The organism is Oceanisphaera sp. W20_SRM_FM3, assembly GCF_052119705.1.
Taxonomy (GTDB): Bacteria; Pseudomonadota; Gammaproteobacteria; order Enterobacterales; family Aeromonadaceae; genus Oceanimonas.
Genome location: NZ_JBGQOP010000018.1, coordinates 39,642 through 62,662, shown reverse-complemented (window position 1 = coordinate 62,662; position 23,021 = coordinate 39,642). Strand labels below are relative to the sequence as shown.

Here is a 23,021-nt window from a genome sequence, read left to right as displayed (position 1 = left end):
GCGATGCATTGAGCTAACCAATACTAATTACCCGTGCGGCTTAACCATACAACACCCAAGAAGTGTGAGACCTTGCGTAACAAGGCAACTACAAAATTATTTCAGAAGACATCAGCTTCCAGATTACAATTTATGCCTGGCGGCCATAGCGCTGTGGAACCACCTGAACCCATGCCGAACTCAGTAGTGAAACGCAGCCGCGCCGATGATAGTGTGGCAGATGCCATGTGAAAGTAGGTCACTGCCAGGCGCCAAATTTAGCTGATATAGCTCAGTTGGTAGAGCGCACCCTTGGTAAGGGTGAGGTCCCCAGTTCGAATCCGGGTATCAGCACCAGTTAGTAAAAGTTTTGTTTGACTGCCATAGTGCTGTGGAACCACCTGATCCCATGCCGAACTCAGAAGTGAAACGCAGTTACGCCGATGATAGTGTGGCAGATGCCATGTGAAAGTAGGTCACAGTCAAGCGCCAATTTAAAAGCCCCGCTCATCGAGCGGGGCTTTTTACTTTCTAAAATGTAGTTATGCGTGAAATTTCACGCCTCACGCCTCACATATTCGCATTTGATGATCGCTATCATGGTCTTTGATTGTGGCAATGCTTATCATGATGCCATGGACTGCAAGGACGAGTCTTGAGATAGAAAAAGGTGAGCTAAGTCACCTTTTTCTCCGACGCTTTACTGCAAAATGTGTCATAACTCGTATTTTATCTGCATGTTAATGATCAGTAGTTAATTATTAACAATCAACAGCTAGCAATCAGCAATTAACAACCAATAATTAACAGTGATTCCTATTTTGTTAAGCAGGTAATTTTGTCGCAAGCAGTCAGAATAACAATGTGAGCAAAATGAATAATAAACAACAGCAAATAGACGTTAAAGACGTTACCCCAGCCGTGCGTTCGCATCGTCCCACTGATGATGGCCATATTTATGTTCGTGCGCAAACAGGACAATGGCAGAAGCTGCGTAAGTACTTAGGCTGGGTATTGATGCTAGTTTTCGCTGCCGGCCCTTGGATGACCTGGAATGGCCGTCAGGCGCTACTGTTTGATGTCGAGCAACAACGCTTTCAGATTTTTGCCGCTACCATCTGGCCGCAAGACCTTACTTTACTTGCCCTGTTATTAATGATCTCCGCAGTGGCGCTGTTTTTCGTCACCACCTTCTTAGGTCGAGTGTGGTGCGGCTACGTGTGCCCGCAGACCATATGGACCTTTATTTTTATTTGGTTTGAAGAAAAGCTTGAAGGTACCGCAAACAAGCGTCGCGCCTTAGATAAGGCGCCTTGGGGGGTTAATAAAATTTGGCGAAAAACAGCCAAGCATATAGCTTGGCTGGCGGTGTCGCTACTAACCGGCTTTACCTTTATTGCTTATTTTATACCTGCTAAAGAACTGCTGTTAGAGGTGTTGACCTTTACCACTAGCTTCTGGGTAGGGTTTTGGGTTTGGTTTTTTGCCTTTTGTACCTACGGCAACGCGGGCTGGATGCGCACTATTATGTGTACGCATATCTGCCCTTATTCGCGCTTTCAGTCTGCCATGTTCGATAAAGACACTTTTACCGTTAGCTACGACGCGGCTCGCGGCGAAGCGCGGGGTCCTCGGCCGCGTAAGGCAGATCCTAAAGAGCTAGGCCTTGGTGATTGCATCGACTGTGATTTGTGTGTGCAAGTGTGCCCAGCAGGTATCGATATTCGCGATGGTCTGCAGTATGAGTGTATTAACTGTGGCGCTTGTGTAGATGCCTGTGACCAAACCATGGATCGTATGGGCTATGAACCAGGCCTTATCAGCTATACCACAGAGCATAAACTGCAGCATGGCGTGACTCATGTAGCCCGGCCTAAGCTGATTGGTTATGGCGTAGTCATTACAGTGATGACGGGTGTGTTCTTATATATGGCTGCTAATATTATGCCAATGGGTATAGAGATCATACGTGACCGAAATCAGCTGTATCGCGAAACCGGTGAAGGCTTAATCGAAAATACCTACACTATGAAAATTATGAACAAGACGTTAAGCCCGCAAGTTTACCACTTGGAGGTGGAAGGCTTGAAAGACGTGGATTGGATTGGCCCTAAAGAAGTTAAGGTGAATGGCGGTGAGATTTTGAGCTTACCGATTAGCTTAGCTACCGACCCTTACTTATTATCATCACCGGTGAGTGACATCACCTTCGTGCTGACTAATACTGGGCTTGAAGAAGGCGACAAGAAAGCGACCTTACGAAACAAGAGTAAGTTCTTTAGTTCGTTTAACTGATAGACTCAGTTGCCTAAATTTAATACCAAAGACCGTAGCTTTAGCTACGGTCTTTTTTTGGAGCCTTATGAATTATTACGCACTCACACCTGACGTAATCGTCGATGCCATGATGAGTATTGGTCTCCACGTGGACTCAGGCCTAATGGCGTTAAACAGCTATGAAAACCGCGTCTATCGCTTTAAAAGTGATCAAGACGGCACCTTAGTCGCTAAGTTTTATCGGCCGGGTCGCTGGAGTCAAATTCAGATCCAAGAGGAGCATGATTTTCTGTTTGCCTTAGCTAAGGCAAAGGTACGGGTGGCCTTGCCCTTGGTGCGTGAACAGCAGAGTGTATTTGAGTTTAATGGTATCTTGTTTGCGGTCTGGCCAGCGGTGGCGGCGCGCCAGTTTGAAGCCGATAACCTAGATCAACTGGAAGCCTTAGGTGAACAGTTAGCACTATTACATCAAGTGGGAGAACATCTTAACTTAGCGCACAGGCCTACATTGAGCACAGAAGATTATTTGCTGCGTGCCCGTCAAGTTTTGGCGGAAGAAGCACAGATCCCTACTAAGTTAAAAGCTGAGTTTTTTAGCCGCTTAGATGCGCTGATTGCCCGCACCTGTGTACTTTATCAGCCAAGGCAGCTGATCACGCTGCACGGCGATTGCCATGCCAGCAATATTCTGTGGCATGATGGGCCTTGGTTGTTGGACTTTGATGATTGTCGTCGCGGGCCTGCGGTACAAGACTTATGGATGATGTTGAGCGGCAGCCGCCAAGAGCAATTACTGCAATTAGATACGCTGTTATCCGGTTACGAGAGTGTGCGTGAATTCGATAACAGTGAGCTGGCACTGATTGAGCCACTGCGCGCCATGCGTATGGTTAACTATATGGCTTGGCTGGCAGCCCGCTGGTCAGATCCGGCTTTTCCTGCTAACTTCCCATGGTTTAATACACCTGATTATTGGCAGCAACAGATTGGTGTGCTCACTGAGCAATTACAGAACCTAGAAGTACCACCCCTATCCTTGAATTCTTGGGGCTGATAACTTAACTTAAACTGGCATTTCTTAAATGGGATTTACTATGAAAAAGTACATTTTTATCGTGTTGGCCCTACTAATGGCTCCGTTGGCTAATGCGGCGAGTGAGTTTAAGGAAGGCGTTGAGTATAAGACAGTGCAAGAGGTAGCTAGCAGTGAGCCCGTGGTGCTGGAGTTTTTCTCGTACGTTTGTCCACATTGCGATAGCTTTGAGCCCTTAATGGCCAAGCTTGAGCAGCGTATCCCTGAATTAAAGCTGAAGAAAAACCCAGTGGCATTCTTAGGTGGTGACATGGGGCCTGTGTTGCAGCGCGCCTATGCCGCCGCTGTATTATTAAAAGTGGAAGATAAATTAACACCCGTGTTGTTTGATGCCATGATCCGCGCTAACAAAAAGCCTAAAAACATGGCAGATATTAAAGACTTATTTTTGGCAAATGGTATAACAGAGCAAAAATTTGATAGTGTGATTAATAGCTTCGTACTCAATGGCAAGGTTAGCCAATACGATAAAGCGACGGCTCGCTTTCAGGTCAGCAGTACGCCAACTATTATCGTAAAAAATAAGTATGAGCTAGATATGAGCGAAATTGGTTCAGAAGAGCGATTTTATCAAGTTGTAAAATACTTACTCGCCAAAGATTAATAACCACCAAAATAGCGTAACTATCTACAATCACCAATAATAAGCCCATGATGCTCGCATCATGGGCTTATTTTTTATTAAGCTTGGCGTTGAGAGATGGTGTGCACGTTGTAAAAAATATCTTCTTGGTAATGTTCATCTTGTTGTTGCCAGTAGACAGTTGGCAATTGAAATAAATAAAATTTATCTCTATGAGCCCCCGCAACAAACCCCATCCCTTTTAGCGTTAATTCATAATGTATATCCGCCACAAATGCTTGGTTGAAATGTTGTCGGTAAGATAAATTAGTGATGTCTTCTCTGCTCAAATGAACGCCAGCAGGGGCGTCTTTAAAGTGATCGTATAACCAGGCTGCAAACTCCTTTGCACTTTTCATGATGTACTCCTTATCATTTAGGCCTCAGCTTTAGTTATAGCAGCTTAAAACTGTAGCTGCTGTAAAAGCCTGTCCATGGCTCTATAACCTAAGGCTTCAATTAAGTGCTGACGGTTAATATCTGTTTTATGCTCTAAGTCCGCTATGGTGCGTGCCACGCGGATTAACTTATGCCAAGCGCGAATTGAGAGTTTCATGCGATGCAGGGCTTGTTCGAGAAATTGAGCATCTTCTTGGCTTAACGGACAATAGCGTTCTAGTTCTGCGGCGCTGAGTCTGGCGTTAGTTTTGCCGGCGCGTTTCAGCTGTCGCTCGCGAGCGGCCAGTACTCGCTTGCGAACATCAAGCGATGACTCGGCTTTGGCTCTGGGTTGACTCAATTCACCGGGCGGCAGCAAAGACACCTCTACGGATAAATCGAAGCGGTCTAAGAAGGGGCCAGAAATCTTATTGAGGTAGCGCAAAATTTGCTCTGGCGAGCTGCGACTGTAGCCTTCTTGATAATGGCCGCAAGGGCTGGGGTTCATGGCAGCGATTAATTGAAAGCAAGCGGGAAAAGTCACACTGCGGGCGGCGCGGGCAATCGAAATCACATGGGTTTCGAGAGGCTCACGTAGCGCATCTAACACTCGGCGTTCAAATTCGGTGAGTTCATCTAAAAATAACACTCCATTGTGCGCCAGTGATATTTCTCCGGGCCGAGGAGAACTGCCGCCGCCAACCAGCGCCACGGCAGATGAAGAATGATGGGGTTGGCGAAAGGCGCGTAACCGCCAAGTGTGTGGCTCAAGGTTTACGCCACAGATAGAGCGAATGGCGGCGATTTCTAACGCTTCTTCTTCATTCATGGTCGGCAGTAGGCCGGGTAGACGGCTGGCGAGCATGCTTTTCCCAGTACCCGGCGGGCCTAACAGCAGCAAATTATGCTGGCCGGCGGCGGCAATCTCCAATGCGCGCTTGCCACCTGCTTGGCCTATCACATCACACAGGTCACTTATCTGCTCTGGTTCTTGTTCCTCGATGGCGCTGGGCGTGATTAGTTCTGCTTCTTGGCGCAACCAAGCGGTGATGGTTAACAGATGGCTGGCCAACAGTGCGGGGCTGGGTTGGATCATGCCCGCTTCATCACCATTATCTAGAGGTAGTATGATGACGCGTTGATTATCGCGAGCCGCCAATACTGCGGGTAGCGCGCCTTTGATGGGCCGCAAGGCGCCGGTGAGCGCCAGTTCTCCTAGAAATTCTAGTTTGCCCAAATTAACGGTGGGGATTTGCCCCGATGCCGCCAACACCGCCATGGCGATGGGTAAGTCGAAGCGACCGCCTTCTTTAGGTAAGTCTGCTGGAGCCAAGTTAACTGTGATCCGCCGTGCTGGGAATTCAAAGCCAGAATTGAGTAAGGCGCTGCGTACTCGGTCGCGGGCCTCTTTAACCGTGGTTTCAGGTAGACCCACGATATTGAAGGCAGGCAAGCCATTGGCAAGGTGAGCTTCAACCGTGACCAAGGGCGCGGCGATACCTAAGCTAGCGCGAGCAAAAACCACTGCGAGTGACATCCTAGTCTCCCTATATTTTATTTTTGATAATTAAATATTTACAGTTTTTTTAACTGGCTTTTCCCTGGCCGTGAGCGGGCTTTTTTCGGCGGTTTGGTCAAGAAAGTCTTGTTTAGTCTAGTTCATCATGCTAGTTCTATAGGCCTGCTTGAGTAGATGGTTCTGGCTCGGCACCCTATTGAGAGAACGGTGAGATGAATTTTCTGGCTTATTTCGTCAACATTATTGTGGTCCTAGTGGTGATTATTAAATCTCCGCTCGGGGTACTTTGGTCTGACGAAAAATAACTTCACCAACAGACGAAACGTAAAACCCCCGAGCTAACCGCTCGGGGGTTTTTTTTTAACCGGCTTTGGCACTAACCAGATGGATTGCATTAACATGAATGGCGCACAGTATATTGTTCAAACTTTAAAACAGCAGGGAGTAACCCAAATCTTCGGTTATCCCGGCGGCGCTATCATGCCGCTTTACGACGCACTGTACGATGGTGGCGTAGACCATCTACTGTGCCGCCATGAGCAGGCAGCTGCGTTGGCCGCAGTGGGTTATGCCAGAGCCAGTGGTCAGGTAGGTGTGTGTATGGCCACCTCAGGCCCTGGCGCTACTAACCTGATCACCGGTCTGGCCGATGCCATGCTCGATTCGATCCCGTTAGTGGCCATTACCGGCCAAGTTCCTATGTCCGCTATTGGTACAGATGCCTTCCAAGAAGTCGACGTATTAGGCATGTCGCTGTCGTGCACTAAGCATTCTTATTTAGTGGAAAATGTGGAAGACCTAGGTGCCATTATTGCCGAGGCATTTGAAGTGGCACGCTCTGGACGCCCGGGGCCTGTGCTTATCGATGTACCAAAAAATATCCAAGTCGCCTTAGTTGAACCTAAAACTACACCGGTTTTTAATACAGATCCGAATCCATTAGATGAGCAAGCCTTAGCCGAGGCGCAGCAGTTATTGGCCAATGCTAAGCTGCCTGTTTTATACGTAGGCGGTGGTGTGGGCATGGCCAATGCGGTGGATGAATTGCGTGCTTTTGCCAAGCGCACAGGGATTCCTATGGTGACCACGCTCAAGGGAATTGGCACGCTTGATCCCGATGACGAATTGTTTTTAGGCATGCTGGGCATGCACGGAACAAAAGCCGCAAATATTGCCGTTCAGCAGAGTGATCTACTGTTGGTGGTGGGCGCACGTTTTGATGATAGGGTGACGGGTAAACTGGATGCCTTCGCCATTAATGCCAAAGTTATTCATCTAGATAAAGACGCCTCCGAGTTTGGTAAGGTGCGCCATGCAGAAGTTACTCTTAATGCTGAACTTTGCACCGTGCTCCCTTTGCTCGCTAATGATAAAATAGCCAGCAATAAGCTGGCCATTGACGACTGGCGCGAACATTGTAAGACGCTGAAAGCCGATAATCCGTGGCGCTATGACCATCCCGGCGAAGCCATTTATGCGCCTTTGGTGTTAAGCCAATTGAGTGCGGCATTAGACGACAGCGCCATGGTGAGCTGTGATGTAGGCCAGCACCAAATGTGGGTGGCACAACACATGCGCTTTACCAGCCCGCGCAATCACCTGAGCAGCTCAGGCCTTGGCACTATGGGCTTTGGTTTACCTGCCGCCATAGGCGCTAAGTTGGCGCGGCCGCAAGATCAGTCGGTATTGGTGTCTGGCGATGGTTCTTTTATGATGAACGTACAAGAGCTAGGCACACTGAAACGCGCGCAACTGTCGGTAAAAATGGTGTTAATGGATAATCAGCGTTTAGGTATGGTGCGCCAGTGGCAAGAGCTATTCTTCGACGGTCGTTATAGCGAAACCATTTTGACCGACAATCCTGATTTTGTGGCCATGGCCGCCGCCTTTAATATTCCGGGTGAAACTATTACCCGTAAGGCCGACGTCGAGCCCGCCATACAACGCATGTTAGCCGCAGATACTGCCTATTTATTGCATGTGCGTATTTGTGAGCAAGAGAACGTTTGGCCTTTGGTGCCGCCGGGTGTTGCCAACGACCAGATGATGGAGAAAAAAGCATGAACCAATATCAATTGCAGGTAACTGCCCACTTTCGCCCTGAAGTGCTAGAGCGTGTATTACGCCTGACTCGCCATCGCGGTTTTCGCATCACACAGATGGATATGAACACCCAAGATGCGCAGCTAGTCATTAATATGCTGGTCGAGAGCGAGCGCGCCATAGAGCTGCTCAGTCGCCAGTTAGAAAAACTGTTAGACGTGACCCAAGTTCAAGTACAAGAGCTGGCCAACGCACTAAAAAAAATAGCGTAACTGATAGCTAGCAGCTGTAAGCCGTCAGTTAAGAAAAACCGTCGTACGGCGGTTGTTCATCTTTAGCTTCAAGCTTACCGCTGATCGCTTAAAGCTATATCGTAAATATTAGAGATAGGCGTTGCTTCGTCGATGGCGCCTGTATTACTCACCTTGTTAGGAATTTAAGAATGCCAAAGTATCGTTCCGCCACCACTACTCACGGCCGTAACATGGCCGGTGCTCGCGCCTTGTGGCGTGCCACAGGCATGACCGAAGAAGACTTCGGCAAGCCAATTATTGCGGTAGTGAATTCCTTTACCCAGTTTGTACCGGGCCATGTGCATTTGAAAGACATGGGCCAGTTAGTGGCGCGTGAAATTGAAGCTGCCGGCGGTGTCGCTAAAGAATTCAACACCATAGCCGTGGATGATGGCATCGCCATGGGTCATGGCGGCATGCTGTACAGCCTGCCGAGCCGTGACCTGATTGCCGACTCAGTGGAATACATGGTTAACGCTCACTGTGCCGATGCTATGGTGTGTATTTCTAACTGTGACAAAATCACCCCCGGCATGTTGATGGCGGCATTGCGGGTGAATATTCCGGTGATCTTCGTCTCAGGCGGCCCGATGGAAGCCGGTAAAACTAAGCTGTCTGATCAAATCATCAAGCTAGACTTGGTTGATGCCATGATCCAAGGCGCCGATCCGACCGTAAGTGATGCCCAGAGCCAGCAAACTGAGCGTAGCGCTTGCCCAACCTGCGGCTCTTGCTCAGGCATGTTTACTGCCAACTCCATGAACTGCTTAACCGAAGCCTTAGGCTTATCTCAGCCTGCCAACGGTTCTTTGCTGGCCACCCACGCGGATCGCGAGCAGCTATTTAAATCCGCCGGTCATCGTATTGTTGAGCTGACCAAGCGTTACTACGAGCAAGATGACGCTTCTGCTTTGCCGCGTAGCATTGCCACCAAAGCGGCTTTTGAAAACGCCATGGTATTAGACGTAGCCATGGGCGGCTCTACCAATACAGTACTGCATTTGTTGGCTGCCGCTCACGAAGCGGGCGTGGATTTCACCATGGCCGATATCGATCAGCTGTCTCGTAAAGTGCCGCAGCTGTGTAAAGTTGCTCCTTCTACTCCTAAATATCATATGGAAGACGTGCATCGCGCCGGTGGCGTTATGGGCATTTTGGGTGAGTTGGCCCGTGCCGGTTTACTGCACACCGAACTGCCAACCGTAATGGGCATGACCTTGGCCGAGCAATTGGCCAAGTACGACATTATGGTGACCAAAGACGAAGCGGTAAAAACCATGTTCCGCGCCGGCCCAGCCGGTATCCGTACCGTGAAAGCCTTCAGCCAAGATTGCCGCTGGCCAACACTGGACGACGACCGCGCCGAAGGTTGTATCCGCAGCCTGGAGCATGCCTACAGCTTAGAAGGTGGCTTAGCGGTTCTGTCTGGCAACTTAGCCGTTGACGGTTGTATCGTGAAAACCGCCGGCGTGTCCGACGATAACTTAGTGTTCCGTGGTCCGGCGCGCATCTATGAGTGCCAAGACAGCGCAGTAGAAGGCATCTTGGGCGGCCAAGTGAAGGCTGGTGACGTAGTAGTAATTCGCTACGAAGGTCCTAAAGGCGGCCCGGGCATGCAAGAGATGCTCTATCCGACCACCTATTTGAAGTCCATGGGTTTGGGCACTAAGTGTGCGTTGATCACAGATGGTCGTTTCTCTGGCGGTACTTCTGGCTTGTCTATCGGTCACGTTTCTCCAGAAGCGGGCAGTGGCGGTACTATCGGCTTAGTAGAAAACGGCGATATCATCGACATCGATATTCCAGGCCGCAGCATAGTACTGGATGTGTCTGACGCCGAGTTGGCAAGCCGCCGCGCCGCCATGGATGCCAAAGGCGAGCAAGGCTGGCGTCCAGTGGACCGCCAGCGTGAAGTGTCCTTCTCATTACGTGCTTATGCCTCATTGGCGACCAGTGCAGACAAGGGTGCGGTACGCGATATCAGCAAACTGGGAGGCTAAAATGGCACAACCGGCATTGAAAGAAGCCGCCGCATTCCGCTCTGCGAGCGAGTATTTACGCCGTATCTTGCTGTCTCCGGTTTATGAAGCAGCAAGAGTGACGCCTTTGACGCCGTTGAAGAAAATTTCTGAGCGTTTAGGCCATTCGGTATCGCTAAAGCGGGAAGACATGCAGCCTGTGCATTCTTTCAAGCTAAGGGGTGCTTATAACAAGATTGCGCAGTTAAGCCCTGAGCAACTGCAAGCCGGGGTGATTGCCGCCTCGGCCGGCAACCATGCCCAAGGCGTGGCGCTGTCTGCCGCCAAGCTTGGCATTAACGCTACCATAGTGATGCCGGTGGTCACGCCTGATATCAAAATTGATTCGGTGCGTGGCTTCGGCGGTAAGGTGATATTGCACGGCAATAACTTCGATGAAGCCTATGCCCGCTGCATAGAGTTAGCCGAAGAGCATAAGCTGACGCTGATCCCACCGTTTGACGATCCGGACGTGATAGTCGGTCAAGGTACTATCGGGCGGGAATTGCTGGAGCAAGACACCCACTTAACTCACGTGTTTGTGCCTGTGGGTGGCGGTGGTTTGGCGGCAGGCGTGGCGGTGTACATTAAGCAGCTGTTGCCGCAAGTGAAGGTGATAGGCGTAGAAGCCGAAGGCTCTGCCTGTTTAAAGGCGGCGCTAAAAGCCGGTGAAATTGTTAGCCTAGACCGTGTCAGTACCTTTGCCGATGGCGTGGCCGTAAAGCGCATGGGCGTTGAGACCTTTCGCCTTTGCCAGCAGTATTTAGATGGCGTGGTGACAGTGAGCTCAGATGAAATCTGCGCCGCTGTAAAGGATATTTTTGAAGATACCCGCGCCATTGCCGAGCCGTCAGGCGCGCTGGCGCTGGCGGGCCTGAAAAAATACAGCCAAGCGGGAGATTATTCTCATGCCCGCATGGCCGCCATCTTAAGTGGTGCTAACGTGAATTTTCACTCGCTGCGTTATGTGTCTGAGCGTTGTGAGCTGGGCGAGAAACGTGAAGGCCTGCTGGCGGTGACCATTCCTGAGCGCAAGGGCGCCTTTGTGGCCTTTTGTGAAGTGCTGGGTAATCGCATGGTGACGGAATTTAACTATCGTTATTCATCGGATGACAAGGCGGCGGTATTAGTCTCCGTGCGTCTAACCGATGGCGATCGCGAGTTAACCCAGATCATGATGGAGCTGACGCAGTCGGGCTATGAAGTGGCCAATATGACGGACAACGATTTAGCCAAATCTCATGTGCGTTATATGGTGGGCGGTCGCCCGCCTAAGTCACTGCATGAGCGCTTGTATAGCTTTCGCTTCCCCGAGCAGCCCGGTGCCTTAATGCGCTTTTTGAACACTTTAGGCACGCGTTGGAACATTAGTTTGTTCCATTATCGTAACCAAGGGGCCGAGTTTGGCCGCGTGCTTTGTGCCTTCGAGTTGCCGGATGCGGAGTTAGCTGACTTCGAGCAGTACTTGGTGGAGTTAGGTTATCGTTGGGACGACGTGACAGAAGATGCAGCCTACGAGTTCTTCTTGGCACACTAATTTGCAATGACAGTGAAGGATGAGGCGTGAAGCATAAACCTGAGACGAGCGTGTGCTTGTCTCTTTCTCCTCACCCTTTACACTTCACCCCTCACGGTTCTCTATTACACCCCATTAACATTGTATACATTTTTTTGTTGAAAAAAGGACCGATTACTGTTCTACTTTGGCTCGTTTCTTAACTCCTCTTCAGGGTTTCCAAGTCATGGCTCTGTTGTCTGCCTTGCTGGCTTCTATTAGTCAGATCTATTTTGTTAATCGTCGATTATCCGGTTTATTGATCACGCTAGGTGTGTTGTGGACGGCCCCTTTTATGGGTCTCTCAATGCTGATCGCCACTTTTAGTGCCGTATTGCTGGCGCAGTTGCTTAAGTTCAATCCCGTATTGCAAGCGGAAGGTTGCTACGGCTTCAACGCGGCTTTGGTAGGCTTATCACTGGCGTTGTTCGCACCGCCCAGCCTGTGGGTATTGGTGGCATCTGCCGTATTGGGCGGACTGTCTTGCTTAATGTATGCGTTTTGGATCAAGAGATTTAAGATTTCTTGTTACACCCTTCCTTTTAACCTGTTGATTCTGCCTTGGTTATATTGGAACGGTCAACGCTTAGCCGATGAAGTGCCCAGCGATTATGAGTTTTCACTATCTGCCATCGGCCAAGTGATATTTTTACCGGATACGGTGCCGGCCATTATGGTGTGCGCGGCCTTATTGCTGGCCGGAATTGGCATGCTAGGTTGGGCCTTTGTGGGTGCTGTTATTGCCAGTGGTACCGCCACTTTTCTGTTAATTAATCCCGATTATATTAACTTTGGTCTGACCGGTTATAACGGTGTATTAGCGGCTATTGCCATGTTCTGGCATCAGTTTAAGCCCGGTTGGAGTATAGCGGCCGCCGTGATTGCCGGTTTAATGACGGCCTTGATGCTGAAAACTGGCTTGCCAATGTTAACCATGCCGTTTGTACTGGCGTGTTGGTTATGTTTTGCTTCACGTAGTGGCTTTTGCTATTTCCAGCGTAAATATATGCCGAATAAGGAACACTTATCATGAAACTAGGATTTATTGGTATTGGCTTGATGGGCAATCCCATGACCCAGCGGTTATTGAGTGCAGGCTTTGCCGTGACGGTATGGAACCGCAGCGCCGACAAGTTAGCGCCAGTTAAAGCCGCTGGCGCTACCGTCGCTAACTCTATCGCTGAGCTGGTTGAGCAAGTGGATGTGATCTTGCTGTGCGTGGCCAATACCGAGGTGGTAGAAACCGTGGTATTTGGTGCCGGTGGCATAGTAGAAAACGGCCGTGCCGATCAACTACTGGTGGATTTTTCTAGCTCAGATCCAACCGCCACTCGCGAGTTTGCCGCTAAGTTAAAAGACGCTTGTGGCATGAACTGGGTAGACTCACCGGTTTCCGGTGGCGTGGTAGGTGCCGAACAAGGCACGCTGGCCATTATGTGTGGCGGTGAAGCTTCTGATATTGCGCGCATTCAACCGATTTTAGCGCCGCTCTCACAGCGCGCCACCCACATGGGACCTATTGGTGCCGGCCAAGTCACTAAAGTCTGTAACCAGATGATAGTGGGCTGTAACTTAATGGTATTGGCCGAAATGATGGCGTTAGCGAAAGCCTGCGGTGTGGCGGCGGATAAAATTCCCGAAGCGCTGGCCGGCGGTTTTGCCGACTCTAAGCCGATGCAAATCACGGGTCCGTTAATGGCCGCTGAGTCAGACCCAGATCCTAAGTGGCATGTACGCACGTTGCTGAAAGACTTAGATATGGCCGTTAGCCAAAGCAAGCTCGAAGGTACTGCCGTACCCATGTCTGGTTTGGCGGCACAGCTAATGCGCCAACACGGCAGCAAAGGTTTCTTAGAGCGCGATCCTGCAACGCTTATCAAGCTATACAAAGACTAATAGTCAGTTTATTAAGACTGAATGAAGGAGCCGCAAGGCTCCTTTTTTGATCTGCCTCCCCATGCAAATGTGCACCTCAGAGCCAAGCAGATTACCTCCGCCGACACGCTGTAAATACATCCGTGTACGCTCTGCCACTTCATCCCTGAAGTGGAAGGTCGGCTGAGGTAAACCTGCTTGTCTCTTCTTGACTACCGAGTCGCCGGTAGACTTTATAAACAGACGGCTCCATATAGCCGGAAGAGGCTGGAGGAATTGTCGGAGCCAACCGTGAAATGCCAGGGATGGCATTTACCGAGCGTCGCAGGGATGCGGTTTAGCGCGTTGGCGGAGGCAATCCTGCGGACTCTGTACACCCTGTTGGCTACGTCGGGATCTACGTTTAGCCGCTAAAAAAAGGAGCCTTGCGGCTCCTTTACTATTCATACTCGACTTCTACTTACTTAAGACGCTAAAGCTAAGCTCTGGCGATAGTAGTCGTTGGCTTTGCTCACCTCTTTACGCTGCTCAGCTAAACCGGCCAACAAGATGTAATCAGCAGAGGTAGGCTGCAAGGCGATGGCCTGTTGCAAATGCTGCTCCGCAAGCTCTGGCTTATTATCCTTTAAGTACAACTGGCCTAAGGTCGAGTGTAATTGGGCAGACGACTGTTTCTTGGCCTTTTTCTCGAGGTTAGTCAGCAGCGGATGATAATCGCTGAGTTGTAACTGCGTTAGACAGGCCAAGAGTCGTGGATTTGAGTCTTTATTGATGCCTTCCAACAATAAGTGCAGCGCTTCTTGATGCGCCTTAAGCGCAATTAAACGCTCACATAAAGGCACCAGAATATCCGCTTGGTATTTCTCTTTGCGTGATAAGCCTTGCCACAGGGTGACTAAGCCGGCACTGCCTTCAGAGTTAGCCACGCTATCAAACCAGCCAGCATAAGCTTGCTGCTGCAACGCCTGATATTCAGCTTTATCAATTAACTTTTGGCTGACTAGCGCATCCAAGGTGGTCATGAGCTCAGGCCATTGTCCCGTTGCCAAGTACACATCTTTTTGTAGCTTCAACAGTGCCGGATGGCTGTCATATTCTTTGTTTAACTGCTGTACGCCATGCAAGGCTAAATCAAATTTACCTTCTTCGTACTGCAAGCGCGTCTGCGTTAAGCCTACGGCCAAACCGGCGTTTGGGTTTTGCTCTTGGGCTAAACGCAGATAATCATCGCGCTTAGCATCATGGCCGAGAGCTTGGGCGGCGGTGGCGGCATTTAGGTAGTTAAGCAGCGCTAAATCATTACCCTTGGCACCTTTTAACAGCATCTTCTCTGCTATCGCGTAGTCTTCGGCCACTAAAGCTTGCATGCCGCTTTGCGTGTACTTCACCGCCTTACGACGACGACGACCCACAAACCAAGTACGGGTTTTATGGCCTATGCCAAAAATACGACCCAGTAACCATTCGATAAATAACAACAATACATAGAAGAGCACCAAGGCGACCAAAAATACGGTAGCCGTGGTTTCTATGGTGTAGCTGCCAACGGCCAATAACATATAGCCTTGCTGGCCGGCAATGTTAGGGCCAATAATCAGGCCGGCGGCCAGTATGGCGATGATAATCGCAAGACGTATCATGGATTTCCCCTTACTTGCCAGTTAACAGGCGTTGTAATCTGTCATCCAACAACTGCTGCAATTTATCTTGAGCACTAAACTGCTGTGGATACTCGACCCTGATGGTTTGGCCGTTAAGTTGTTCGATTTGCTCCAGCATAGCTTGACGAACGCTATCATTGGCAAAGTAGCTGGTTAACCAGTCACTGGCATGCGCAAGCGAGCTGTCATAAATATCTTGCTGATCGCGATACACAGCCAGCTGCGCTTGCAGCAGTGTGCCTTTGAGGTTTTCAGCTAAGTACCAGTGTTGCTGAGGGGACAATAAGGCTTCCACCTTGCCATCGCGGCGGCGCACCGTCACAAAGTTTTCGCTGAAGCTATTCCAGCTTTTCTGCAAGTTGGCTTTCCAGTCATTTACCGAATTAGAGACGGTAAAGTTCGGCTCTTCGGCCTCGTCCATGATCACCTTATTTAGCTTTAGCTGCTCAACTTGATTACTGATGCTGTTAAGTTTGATCACTATGCCGTCGCGATCCACGCTAGGTACCGCTTTAATGGCGGTGATATCCGCAGACAGTGCCTCTCGAATTGGCGTTAGGCTGGTGTCATTTACGGCGGCCAAACGGCTGTCTGCCTCGGCCAACATCATGGCAGCAGACTTACCGTCTTGCTCTAACCATAATTTGCGGCCGGCCATGCGCACTAAATACTCGGCTTCCGCCAGCATCCAGTCATTGGGGCGCTTGGTGTCTAAGTCCAATACCTTGCGTGATACGCCAGCAATTTGCTCATTTAAACTCTCTTGCTGACTGGCCACGCCGGCTAATTGCTTAGTTTGTTTCATTTCGGCGGCTTTCAGCGCGTCTGTGACTTGCTGCTGTTGGGCTTGTAACTGCTGCTGTAATTGCTGGAGTTGTTCGGCTTGGGCTAGCGAGGCTTGATGGCCATGCCAGTACACAATCGCGGCCAGGATTACGGCGAGAACGATGGCGATAATGGCCAGTACTTTACCGGAACCAGATGATTTAGCCGGTTTGTTGGGTGCAGGAGGAGGTGGTGGCGGTGAATTGGGGCCACTTGTGCTCGGGCCGTTCATATTGGCGCTACTGCTCTTAGGGCTGGCGGCTTTTGTATCCGCGGCTGCGCCTTGAGCCTGAGTGCTGGCGCTCAGTACAGTTTCTGGCTTGGCATCTGCTTTATTATTGGTAGTGGAGCTGGCAGGCGCCATGGTGGGCGCACTCGCAGACGTACTTTTACCCGAGGTAACGGGCGTTTTGCCTAGCTCAGCAGATTTCTGCTCTTGGGTATTATCAGTCTTGTCTGTCATTGGGTTTCCTCTCATCCAGAGCGGCAATCAGAGCCTGATTGGATGCACCTTCTGCATTTATGATCTGAGTGAAGCCCAGCGCCTCGGCTTCTTCTACTACGCGTATGCTGGGCACAATCAATAAACGGCTTAGTAGCCAGTCCTTTGCGTTGGTCGTTGCCAATTGCACTATATGGCTTAATAAACCGCCACTGGTGATGATAATACTGTCCACATCTTGGCTCTGCCAGCTTTTCACTAATTCGCCTTGCGGATCAGCACTATATTGGCGGCGATACACTTCACAATAGTCGACGTTTGCCCCTCTGTTGGTCAAGGTAGGCGCTATCATGTGCCGCCCACCGTTGCCGCGTAAAATCACGACTCTTCGCCCCACTAATGAATCTAAACCGGGCAAGGCGATAATGCCCTCGGATCGTGGGTCGTCCGGCACGGCCGCACCCATTACACCCACAGCAGCAAAGGCATTACCCGTGGCCTCGCCCACAGCTATGTAGTGTGCTTGGGGCCAAGCTAGTCCCATTTCCAACAAGGCATTATGGGTAAAGTTTACGGCGGGTACGCTGACCGCTATCACATAATCGTCCGCCGTCAGCGATCCCAATAGTTCGGGTAAACGGTCTAGCTCGGCACCTTCGACGAAGCTGAGCAGCGGGCTGGTCACGGTTTGATGGCCAGCCGCGCGCAAAGCCTGACTTAAACTACTGGCTTGAGGCTCGGGGCGTACCACCAGCACGCTCATGACTCATAAACCTCGGCGAGTATTTTGTCGGCACCACGAGCCAGCAGACGTTTAGCCATTTGTGCTCCCATTTCTTTACCTTGAGTGGCGGGACCCGTCATTTCTTCAAAGATGATTTCGGTGCCATCGGGACGACCCACTAAACCGCGTAGCCACAGCTGATCGCCTTGCAGTTCTGCATAAGAACCAATAGGCACTTGGCAGCCGCCTTGCAGGCCTTTATTCATGGCGCGCTCGGCTTCCACTCGTAGGCGAGTGTCCTGATGATCTAGCGGTGCCAGCAAGGCCAGCAGCTCGGCGTCATCGAGGCGGCATTCGATGCCCACGGCACCTTGGCCATTGGCCGGCAAGCTGTCTTCTGGGCTCATTAAGCCGGCGATGCGCTCTTCTAGCTCTAAACGCTTAAGGCCGGCGGCGGCCAAGATAATGGCGTCGTATTCGCCGTCATCTAGCTTGCGTAAGCGAGTTTGTACGTTGCCGCGCAGCACTTTGATTTCAAGGTGCGGATAACGGGCGCGAATTTGGCACTCGCGGCGCAAGCTGGCGGTACCCACTACGGCACCGGCAGGTAACTGCTCTAAATGGGTATAGTTATTAGAAACAAAGGCATCACGGGCGTCTTCGCGCTCGCAAATCACAGTTAGGCCCAAGCCTTCTGGGAATTCGACGGGTACGTCCTTCATGGAATGCACGGCAATATCGGCTCTGCCTTCCAACATGGCTTGCTCTAACTCCTTGATGAAAAGTCCCTTACCGCCAATTTTAGCCAACGGCGTGTCGAGCAACACATCGCCCTGAGTGGTCATGGGCACCAATTCAACGGTAATGTGCGGGTGCAGCAATTCCAGCTGCTCTTTAACAAAATGAGCCTGCCACAGAGCCAAAAGGCTCTTGCGCGTAGCTATACGTATGGTGCGATTTGCCATTTGAATCTCTTCTCTATATTCACTAATGAATCGATATTATCATTCCTGTGCCGTCATTACAGGGGGCAAAGCCGCTTAGGTCTGATCTTGGGCTGGATAGCGGCGACATATATTGTTCATCTATTGCCAAATTGTTACCATGATCACACTTTTGACTCGATTTGGGTCTGTGTGGTCCACCAAAGGCCGGTACTTTGCACACGAATTTTCATCAGCACTTAGCGCGATGTGATCAGTTTAATGAGCAAAAACAAGCCCATGCCCTCGAGGTCATGAGCCGTTACGGGCAGCAGGTCTTTCAACTACTGCCGGTGTTGCTGCATTACCATCACCCTCTGTTGCCCGGTTTCGTACCGGGTGATGTGCCTGCGGGTGTGTGCCAATTTCTACCGAACGAGCGTCAACAAGAGTTTATTGACGACTTATGCCAAGCGGCTAACGGTCATCAAGGCTTAGCATCCGGTCAAAACGAAATTTTTGGTCTGTATTGCATGGGCAGTACTTCTTCTATCGGCCAAAGTCTGGACTCAGATCTCGATGTCTGGGTGTGCTATTCCCATGCCTTAGCCCCCGAACGGGTGGCTTGGCTGCAGCAAAAATGCCTGCTTATCTCGCAGTGGGCCGCGCAACGTAAAGTTGAGCTGAATCTATTCCTTATTCCAGATAACAAGTTTCGTACCGACAATCAGCAGTCGGTGCAAGGCGAAAGCTGTGGCAGCGCCCAGCACTTGTTACTGCTAGACGAATTTTATCGCAGTCATTTAGTCATAGCCGGTAAACGCCTAGTGTGGATGTTTGCACCCGGTGGTTTAGGCCCGCGCTACGACAACTTTGTGGCGGAGCAATTTGCCAACGGCACCCTAAATCATGATGAATGGCTGGATTTAGGCGGCTTTGCGCGCATTCCGGCAGAAGAATATTTTGGCTCTGCGCTGTGGCAGCTCTATAAGAGTATCGACTCACCTTATAAAGCGGTGCTGAAAACTATCCTCATGGAAGCCTACTCCCATGAATATCCGGATACTCAGTTGTTGTGTCGGGATTTAAAGGCGCACTTACAAGAAGCAGACCAGCTGGATGAGCGCCAAGATCACTATTTGTTGATGTTGGAAAAGGTGACCAGTTATCTAACGTCCATCAATGATGAAAAGCGACTGGACTTAGTGAGGCGTTGTTTCTATTTGAAAGTGTCCCAAGGCATAGATGTAAGTCAGGATCGCTATGCCAAGCGACGTGAACAGATTGAGTGCTTAATTACGGCTTGGGGATGGTCGGCAGATAAGGTAACACTGCTCAATAATCGCGACCACTGGAAGGTAGAGCAGGTACGGCTGGCTTATAAAGAGCTGCTCGAAGCCTTGATGCTCAGCTACCGTAATTTAATCCAATTTGCCCAGCGTAATCGCATCAGTGAGTCTATAAACCCAGAAGATATCGGCATCTTATCGCGCAAGTTATACGCCGCCTTCGAGAGTTTACCGGGCAAGGTGCAGCTGCTTAACTTGAGCATAGCGCCGGACTTATCTGAACCTAATATCAGCTTGGTACAAGTGCCCAAAGGTCGAGCGCACGAGGCTGGCTGGTATCTGTATAAGCAAGGGCTTAACGCCCTTGAGCTGATTGGTCATCAGCCGTTGGAGCATAGCCGCTATGCCAGCAAGTTAGTGGCTTGGGCGCATTTTAATGGCCTGCTTAACGCAGATACTGAGCTGGCGCTGTTTAATCAAGATACAGACGTGAACTTGGCACATTTGCAGGAATTTAGCCGCGATCTAGCGAACTTCTTCCCGGTACGCGCCCCCGCACCCAGCAACTTGGCGCTTAGCCGACCTTGTGAAGTGCGTGAGTTGGCTATCTTTCTGAATCTAGAACACGATCCCACCGCTCTGTGGCGCAGCCGTGCCATTCAATTTACCACTAAAACCAGCGATCCTTTTAGCTTCGGTCAGCAAAGAGAAAATCTGATCGGCTCGATTGATGTTTTGTATCGCAACTCCTGGGATGAAATTCGCTCCTTAAACTTTAGTGGTGAGGGCGCGGTATTAGATGCCTTAACGGCTATCTTAGGCAAGATGCACCAAGGCGCCACGCCGCCAGAAAGTGTGCAGGTGTTTTGCTACAGTCAGAACTTCCGCATCTTGATCCGCACTCGCTTCGAATTGTTAATGAAAGAATGCATCGGCCTGCGGTTGACGCGAGATCAAGAGAGCACGGTCAAAACGTTGCGCTTAGGTAAGGCGGAGCACGATATCTTCTTCGAACGCCGCGGCGTGAGCGTACAAAAACAAGAAGTACCTGAGTTTACGCTGTTATCCGACCGCTCAGCCGAAAGCATGGAGACGGTGCAGCTTGACCCACAGCAAGGCAAGCCGGTACCAGAAATCGTCGATGTGTATGCCAGTGAAGGCTTGATGCAATTTTTCTTTGAAGACAGCGGCGAAGACTACAATCTGTATATTTTGGATGAGGCGAATCGCGTCGAGGTATATCGGCAGGTGGCGGGCAGTAAAGATGAGTTAGTACAAAGCATTAACCGCTTTTACGCTTCTAACCAGCAAGTTGCCGGTCAAAGCCGCTTCGCACATTTTAATCTGCCCCAGTATTACGAGATAGTGGAGCAGCAAGGTAGGCAAAAAGTGTTGCCCTACAAGACGGTAAAAGAGGGCCGAGCCGAGGCCTGTCCCTTCGGGGAGCCGTAAACTGAAGCGATAAGCCAAACCAAGGGCGAAAACCAAGACTCAAGACTAGAGCTGTTTTTGCCACGCTTCTTTTTTCGAGAGTCACGGACGAACACGGAATAATAAGGATCAGGTCTGACTAAAACCAGTGAAGGGTGAAGCGTAAAGCGGACGAGCCAAAGCACCCAGCCTGAACGAAGCGAGCCCTTACCATTTAATATCTTTGGCTCTTGTCGCACGCGAACTTTTCTGTGGATTCCGTGTTCTTCCGTGGCAAATACATTTTTAGTCTTTAAAATTTACAGCGCCAGTTCAGTTTCGCCTTGGCGCTGCGCCTGCAGGCTCAGCCAGCTCAGTAACTCGTGACCTTGACGATTATCGATCCATTTATCGTCTTTTAGGGCAAAATGATGGCCATTTTCGCGAGTCGCTAGCCAAATTTGATGCAGCGGCTCTTGGCGATTTATCACGAATTTAATGTTGTTTTCAAAGGTCAGCGTCATAACGCCGCCTATGGTTTCGCAGTCAATATCGACACCACTGTTATCGATACTGGTTTCAATGTGTTGGTAGATGGCGTCAGCCAAGGCATGAAACTCACTGTCTTTCATGATCTGCTTCCTATTGCTTTTGAGAATATGAATGAGATTATAAGAGTCTGTAAACATAAGCACAGTCATCCTATGAAGATATTCAAGTTAACCACATTGATAGCATTATGCCTAAGTTTGTCGGCATGTGGTCTGAAAGGGCCGCTAACCTTACCCGAAACTGAACAGCAACCCTCTCACCTTAAACAGTCGTAAAGGAATACACCTTGGATTATTTTAATTATCAGATTGATGGCCGTCTTTACGGTGAAGCCTGCGATTTAAGCACGTTGGCCGAGCAATACGGCACTCCGTTATATGTTTATTCTCGCGCTACCTTGGAGCGCCATTGGCATGCCTTCGACCAAGCCGCGGGTGATTTTCCGCACCTGATTTGCTACGCGGTAAAAGCCAACTCTAACTTGGCTGTGCTCAACGTGCTGGCGCGTTTGGGTTCAGGCTTCGATATCGTCTCTAAGGGTGAGCTGTGCCGCGTGCTGGCCGCCGGTGGCGATGCTTCTAAAGTGGTCTTTTCTGGCGTGGGCAAGCGCGTTGATGAAATCGAGTTTGCGCTCGAGCAAAACATCTTCTGCTTTAACGTGGAATCTGTCGCAGAACTTAGCCGTATCAACGAGGTTGCCGGCCGTATGGGCCGTACCGCACCGATTTCAATCCGCGTAAACCCAGATATAGACGCCGGTACGCATCCTTATATCTCGACCGGCCTTAAAGAAAATAAGTTTGGTATTCCTATCGAGCAAGCCCAAGACATTTACCGTCAAGCGGCCCAGATGAAAAACTTAAGCATTCACGGTCTAGATTGCCACATCGGCTCGCAACTCACCGAAGTGGCGCCATTCTTGGAAGCGGTCGATAAGTTGTTAGTGCTGATAGACGCGCTGGCCGCAGACGGCATTCACATCAAGCATTTAGATGTGGGCGGTGGTTTGGGCGTACGTTACGACAATGAAACGCCACCCGAGCCAAAAGAATACGTCAAGCAACTGAAGGCCAAGTTGCAAGGTCGCGAGCTAACGCTGGTCTTTGAACCTGGCCGCGCCATAGCCGCTAACGCCGGTGTGTTACTGACTCGCGTTGAACACTTAAAGCCCGGAGAAGCGAAAAGCTTCGCCATCGTCGATGCGGCCATGAATGACTTAATTCGCCCAGCCTTATACAGCGCTTGGCAGGCTATTATACCGGTAGATAGCACCCTAGAACGCCCATCTGCCATTTATGACGTAGTGGGGCCAATTTGTGAAACCGGTGACTTTATCGGTAAAGACCGTGAATTGGCGATCACCGAAGGCGACCTGCTGGCGGTGCGTTCTGCCGGTGCTTATGGCTTTGTGATGGCGTCTAATTACAACAGCCGCCCCAGAGGCGCGGAAATTATGGTTGATGGCGATATTGCCACTGTCGTGCGTGAGCGTGAACAACTCACCGACTTGTGGCTGGGTGAGCATCTGCTGCCCGAGGCCTAA

At 50.2% G+C, this 23,021-nt stretch carries 19 protein-coding genes, 1 tRNA gene and 2 rRNA genes; 15 read left to right on the top strand and 7 right to left on the bottom strand.

Annotated elements, in window-relative coordinates; all coding sequences use genetic code 11:
* Nucleotides 1–135 precede the first annotated feature (135 nt).
* From rrf (ACEN2G_RS10550) to ACEN2G_RS10525, 6 genes are all read left to right on the top strand, one after another.
* Nucleotides 136–250: ribosomal RNA gene (rrf, locus tag ACEN2G_RS10550) — 5S ribosomal RNA — on the top strand.
* A gap of 10 nt (nt 251–260) precedes the next feature.
* Nucleotides 261–336, top strand: a tRNA-Thr gene (locus ACEN2G_RS10545).
* Between the two features lie 16 nt (nt 337–352).
* Nucleotides 353–467, top strand: a 5S ribosomal RNA gene (rrf, locus tag ACEN2G_RS10540).
* 385 nt (nt 468–852) lie between these two features.
* On the top strand, nt 853–2,274 hold the full coding sequence (gene ccoG, locus ACEN2G_RS10535; protein ID WP_442021452.1) for a cytochrome c oxidase accessory protein CcoG: 1,422 nt from the start codon (nt 853–855) through the stop codon (nt 2,272–2,274).
* Nucleotides 2,275–2,341: 67 nt separating this feature from the next.
* On the top strand, nt 2,342–3,310 hold the full coding sequence (locus tag ACEN2G_RS10530; RefSeq protein ID WP_442021451.1) for a serine/threonine protein kinase: 969 nt from the start codon (nt 2,342–2,344) through the stop codon (nt 3,308–3,310).
* A gap of 40 nt (nt 3,311–3,350) precedes the next feature.
* Nucleotides 3,351–3,953 (top strand): thiol:disulfide interchange protein DsbA/DsbL, encoded by a 603-nt coding sequence (locus ACEN2G_RS10525; protein ID WP_442021450.1) that lies wholly within the window; start codon nt 3,351–3,353, stop codon nt 3,951–3,953.
* 77 nt (nt 3,954–4,030) lie between these two features.
* Here the strand turns inward: ACEN2G_RS10525 and ACEN2G_RS10520 are convergent, their stop codons facing one another.
* Together ACEN2G_RS10520 and ACEN2G_RS10515 are read right to left on the bottom strand one after the other, a co-directional pair.
* Nucleotides 4,031–4,330, bottom strand: coding sequence for a hypothetical protein (locus ACEN2G_RS10520; protein ID WP_442021449.1), 300 nt, complete (start codon nt 4,328–4,330; stop codon nt 4,031–4,033).
* 44 nt (nt 4,331–4,374) lie between these two features.
* On the bottom strand, nt 4,375–5,886 hold the full coding sequence (locus ACEN2G_RS10515) for a YifB family Mg chelatase-like AAA ATPase (protein WP_442021448.1): 1,512 nt from the start codon (nt 5,884–5,886) through the stop codon (nt 4,375–4,377).
* 381 nt (nt 5,887–6,267) lie between these two features.
* On the opposite strand from ACEN2G_RS10515, the gene ilvG reads away from it, so the two are divergent.
* From ilvG to ACEN2G_RS10485, 6 genes are all read left to right on the top strand, one after another.
* A complete protein-coding gene (ilvG, locus tag ACEN2G_RS10510) occupies nt 6,268–7,932 on the top strand; it encodes an acetolactate synthase 2 catalytic subunit (protein ID WP_442021447.1) in 1,665 nt (554 codons plus the stop codon).
* Nucleotides 7,929–8,183, top strand: coding sequence for an acetolactate synthase 2 small subunit (gene ilvM, locus ACEN2G_RS10505; RefSeq protein ID WP_442021446.1), 255 nt, complete (start codon nt 7,929–7,931; stop codon nt 8,181–8,183). The genes ilvG and ilvM overlap by 4 nt, the downstream gene beginning before the upstream one ends.
* 170 nt (nt 8,184–8,353) lie before the next feature.
* Nucleotides 8,354–10,204 carry a dihydroxy-acid dehydratase gene (gene ilvD / locus ACEN2G_RS10500; protein WP_442021445.1) on the top strand — a complete coding sequence of 617 codons (1,851 nt, stop codon included), beginning with the start codon at nt 8,354–8,356 and terminating at the stop codon, nt 10,202–10,204.
* Between the two features lies 1 nt (nt 10,205).
* On the top strand, nt 10,206–11,759 hold the full coding sequence (gene ilvA / locus ACEN2G_RS10495; RefSeq protein ID WP_442021444.1) for a threonine ammonia-lyase, biosynthetic: 1,554 nt from the start codon (nt 10,206–10,208) through the stop codon (nt 11,757–11,759).
* A 205-nt stretch (nt 11,760–11,964) separates the two neighbouring features.
* Entirely contained in the window at nt 11,965–12,810 is an 846-nt protein-coding gene (locus ACEN2G_RS10490) for an urea transporter (RefSeq protein WP_442021443.1), read from the top strand.
* Nucleotides 12,807–13,673 (top strand): NAD(P)-dependent oxidoreductase, encoded by an 867-nt coding sequence (locus tag ACEN2G_RS10485; protein ID WP_442021442.1) that lies wholly within the window; start codon nt 12,807–12,809, stop codon nt 13,671–13,673. Before ACEN2G_RS10490 ends, ACEN2G_RS10485 begins: the two co-directional genes overlap by 4 nt.
* A 443-nt stretch (nt 13,674–14,116) precedes the next feature.
* Here ACEN2G_RS10485 and ACEN2G_RS10480 read toward each other — a convergent pair whose 3' ends face one another.
* The 4 genes from ACEN2G_RS10480 to hemC are packed head-to-tail and all read right to left on the bottom strand — an operon-like array spanning nt 14,117 to nt 18,269.
* Nucleotides 14,117–15,292, bottom strand: a complete 1,176-nt coding sequence (locus ACEN2G_RS10480; protein WP_442021441.1) for a heme biosynthesis HemY N-terminal domain-containing protein — start codon at nt 15,290–15,292, stop codon at nt 14,117–14,119.
* A gap of 10 nt (nt 15,293–15,302) precedes the next feature.
* Nucleotides 15,303–16,601, bottom strand: coding sequence for a uroporphyrinogen-III C-methyltransferase (locus ACEN2G_RS10475; RefSeq protein ID WP_442021440.1), 1,299 nt, complete (start codon nt 16,599–16,601; stop codon nt 15,303–15,305).
* The gene (locus ACEN2G_RS10470; RefSeq protein ID WP_442021439.1) at nt 16,585–17,343 is read right to left on the bottom strand and encodes a uroporphyrinogen-III synthase; all 759 of its coding nucleotides are present in this window, start codon (nt 17,341–17,343) and stop codon (nt 16,585–16,587) included. Before ACEN2G_RS10470 ends, ACEN2G_RS10475 begins: the two co-directional genes overlap by 17 nt.
* Complete coding sequence (hemC, locus tag ACEN2G_RS10465; RefSeq protein ID WP_442021438.1) at nt 17,340–18,269, bottom strand: hydroxymethylbilane synthase; 930 nt, start codon at nt 18,267–18,269, stop codon at nt 17,340–17,342. The genes ACEN2G_RS10470 and hemC overlap by 4 nt, the downstream gene beginning before the upstream one ends.
* Before the next feature lie 194 nt (nt 18,270–18,463).
* On the opposite strand from hemC, the gene ACEN2G_RS10460 reads away from it, so the two are divergent.
* Nucleotides 18,464–20,968 carry a class I adenylate cyclase gene (locus tag ACEN2G_RS10460; protein ID WP_442021437.1) on the top strand — a complete coding sequence of 835 codons (2,505 nt, stop codon included), beginning with the start codon at nt 18,464–18,466 and terminating at the stop codon, nt 20,966–20,968.
* 278 nt (nt 20,969–21,246) lie between these two features.
* Here ACEN2G_RS10460 and cyaY read toward each other — a convergent pair whose 3' ends face one another.
* Nucleotides 21,247–21,558 carry an iron donor protein CyaY gene (gene cyaY / locus ACEN2G_RS10455; protein WP_442021436.1) on the bottom strand — a complete coding sequence of 104 codons (312 nt, stop codon included), beginning with the start codon at nt 21,556–21,558 and terminating at the stop codon, nt 21,247–21,249.
* Here cyaY and lptM point away from each other — a divergent pair.
* Complete coding sequence (gene lptM, locus ACEN2G_RS10450) at nt 21,538–21,753, top strand: LPS translocon maturation chaperone LptM (protein ID WP_442021435.1); 216 nt, start codon at nt 21,538–21,540, stop codon at nt 21,751–21,753. The genes cyaY and lptM overlap by 21 nt on opposite strands.
* Nucleotides 21,754–21,764: 11 nt before the next feature.
* A complete protein-coding gene (gene lysA, locus ACEN2G_RS10445) occupies nt 21,765–23,021 on the top strand; it encodes a diaminopimelate decarboxylase (protein ID WP_442021434.1) in 1,257 nt (418 codons plus the stop codon).

Coding starts and splice junctions, on each gene's coding strand:
- ACEN2G_RS10490 (WP_442021443.1), top strand. CDS start 11,965: ATGGCTCTGTTGTCTGCCTTGCTGGCTTCTATTAGTCAGATCTATTTT.
- ilvA (WP_442021444.1), top strand. CDS start 10,206: ATGGCACAACCGGCATTGAAAGAAGCCGCCGCATTCCGCTCTGCGAGC.
- cyaY (WP_442021436.1), bottom strand. CDS start 21,558: ATGAAAGACAGTGAGTTTCATGCCTTGGCTGACGCCATCTACCAACAC.
- ACEN2G_RS10485 (WP_442021442.1), top strand. CDS start 12,807: ATGAAACTAGGATTTATTGGTATTGGCTTGATGGGCAATCCCATGACC.
- ACEN2G_RS10530 (WP_442021451.1), top strand. CDS start 2,342: ATGAATTATTACGCACTCACACCTGACGTAATCGTCGATGCCATGATG.
- hemC (WP_442021438.1), bottom strand. CDS start 18,269: ATGGCAAATCGCACCATACGTATAGCTACGCGCAAGAGCCTTTTGGCT.
- ACEN2G_RS10480 (WP_442021441.1), bottom strand. CDS start 15,292: ATGATACGTCTTGCGATTATCATCGCCATACTGGCCGCCGGCCTGATT.
- ACEN2G_RS10475 (WP_442021440.1), bottom strand. CDS start 16,601: ATGACAGACAAGACTGATAATACCCAAGAGCAGAAATCTGCTGAGCTA.
- ccoG (WP_442021452.1), top strand. CDS start 853: ATGAATAATAAACAACAGCAAATAGACGTTAAAGACGTTACCCCAGCC.
- lptM (WP_442021435.1), top strand. CDS start 21,538: ATGAAACTCACTGTCTTTCATGATCTGCTTCCTATTGCTTTTGAGAAT.
- ACEN2G_RS10470 (WP_442021439.1), bottom strand. CDS start 17,343: ATGAGCGTGCTGGTGGTACGCCCCGAGCCTCAAGCCAGTAGTTTAAGT.
- ilvD (WP_442021445.1), top strand. CDS start 8,354: ATGCCAAAGTATCGTTCCGCCACCACTACTCACGGCCGTAACATGGCC.
- ACEN2G_RS10515 (WP_442021448.1), bottom strand. CDS start 5,886: ATGTCACTCGCAGTGGTTTTTGCTCGCGCTAGCTTAGGTATCGCCGCG.
- ilvG (WP_442021447.1), top strand. CDS start 6,268: ATGAATGGCGCACAGTATATTGTTCAAACTTTAAAACAGCAGGGAGTA.
- ACEN2G_RS10520 (WP_442021449.1), bottom strand. CDS start 4,330: ATGAAAAGTGCAAAGGAGTTTGCAGCCTGGTTATACGATCACTTTAAA.
- ACEN2G_RS10525 (WP_442021450.1), top strand. CDS start 3,351: ATGAAAAAGTACATTTTTATCGTGTTGGCCCTACTAATGGCTCCGTTG.
- ilvM (WP_442021446.1), top strand. CDS start 7,929: ATGAACCAATATCAATTGCAGGTAACTGCCCACTTTCGCCCTGAAGTG.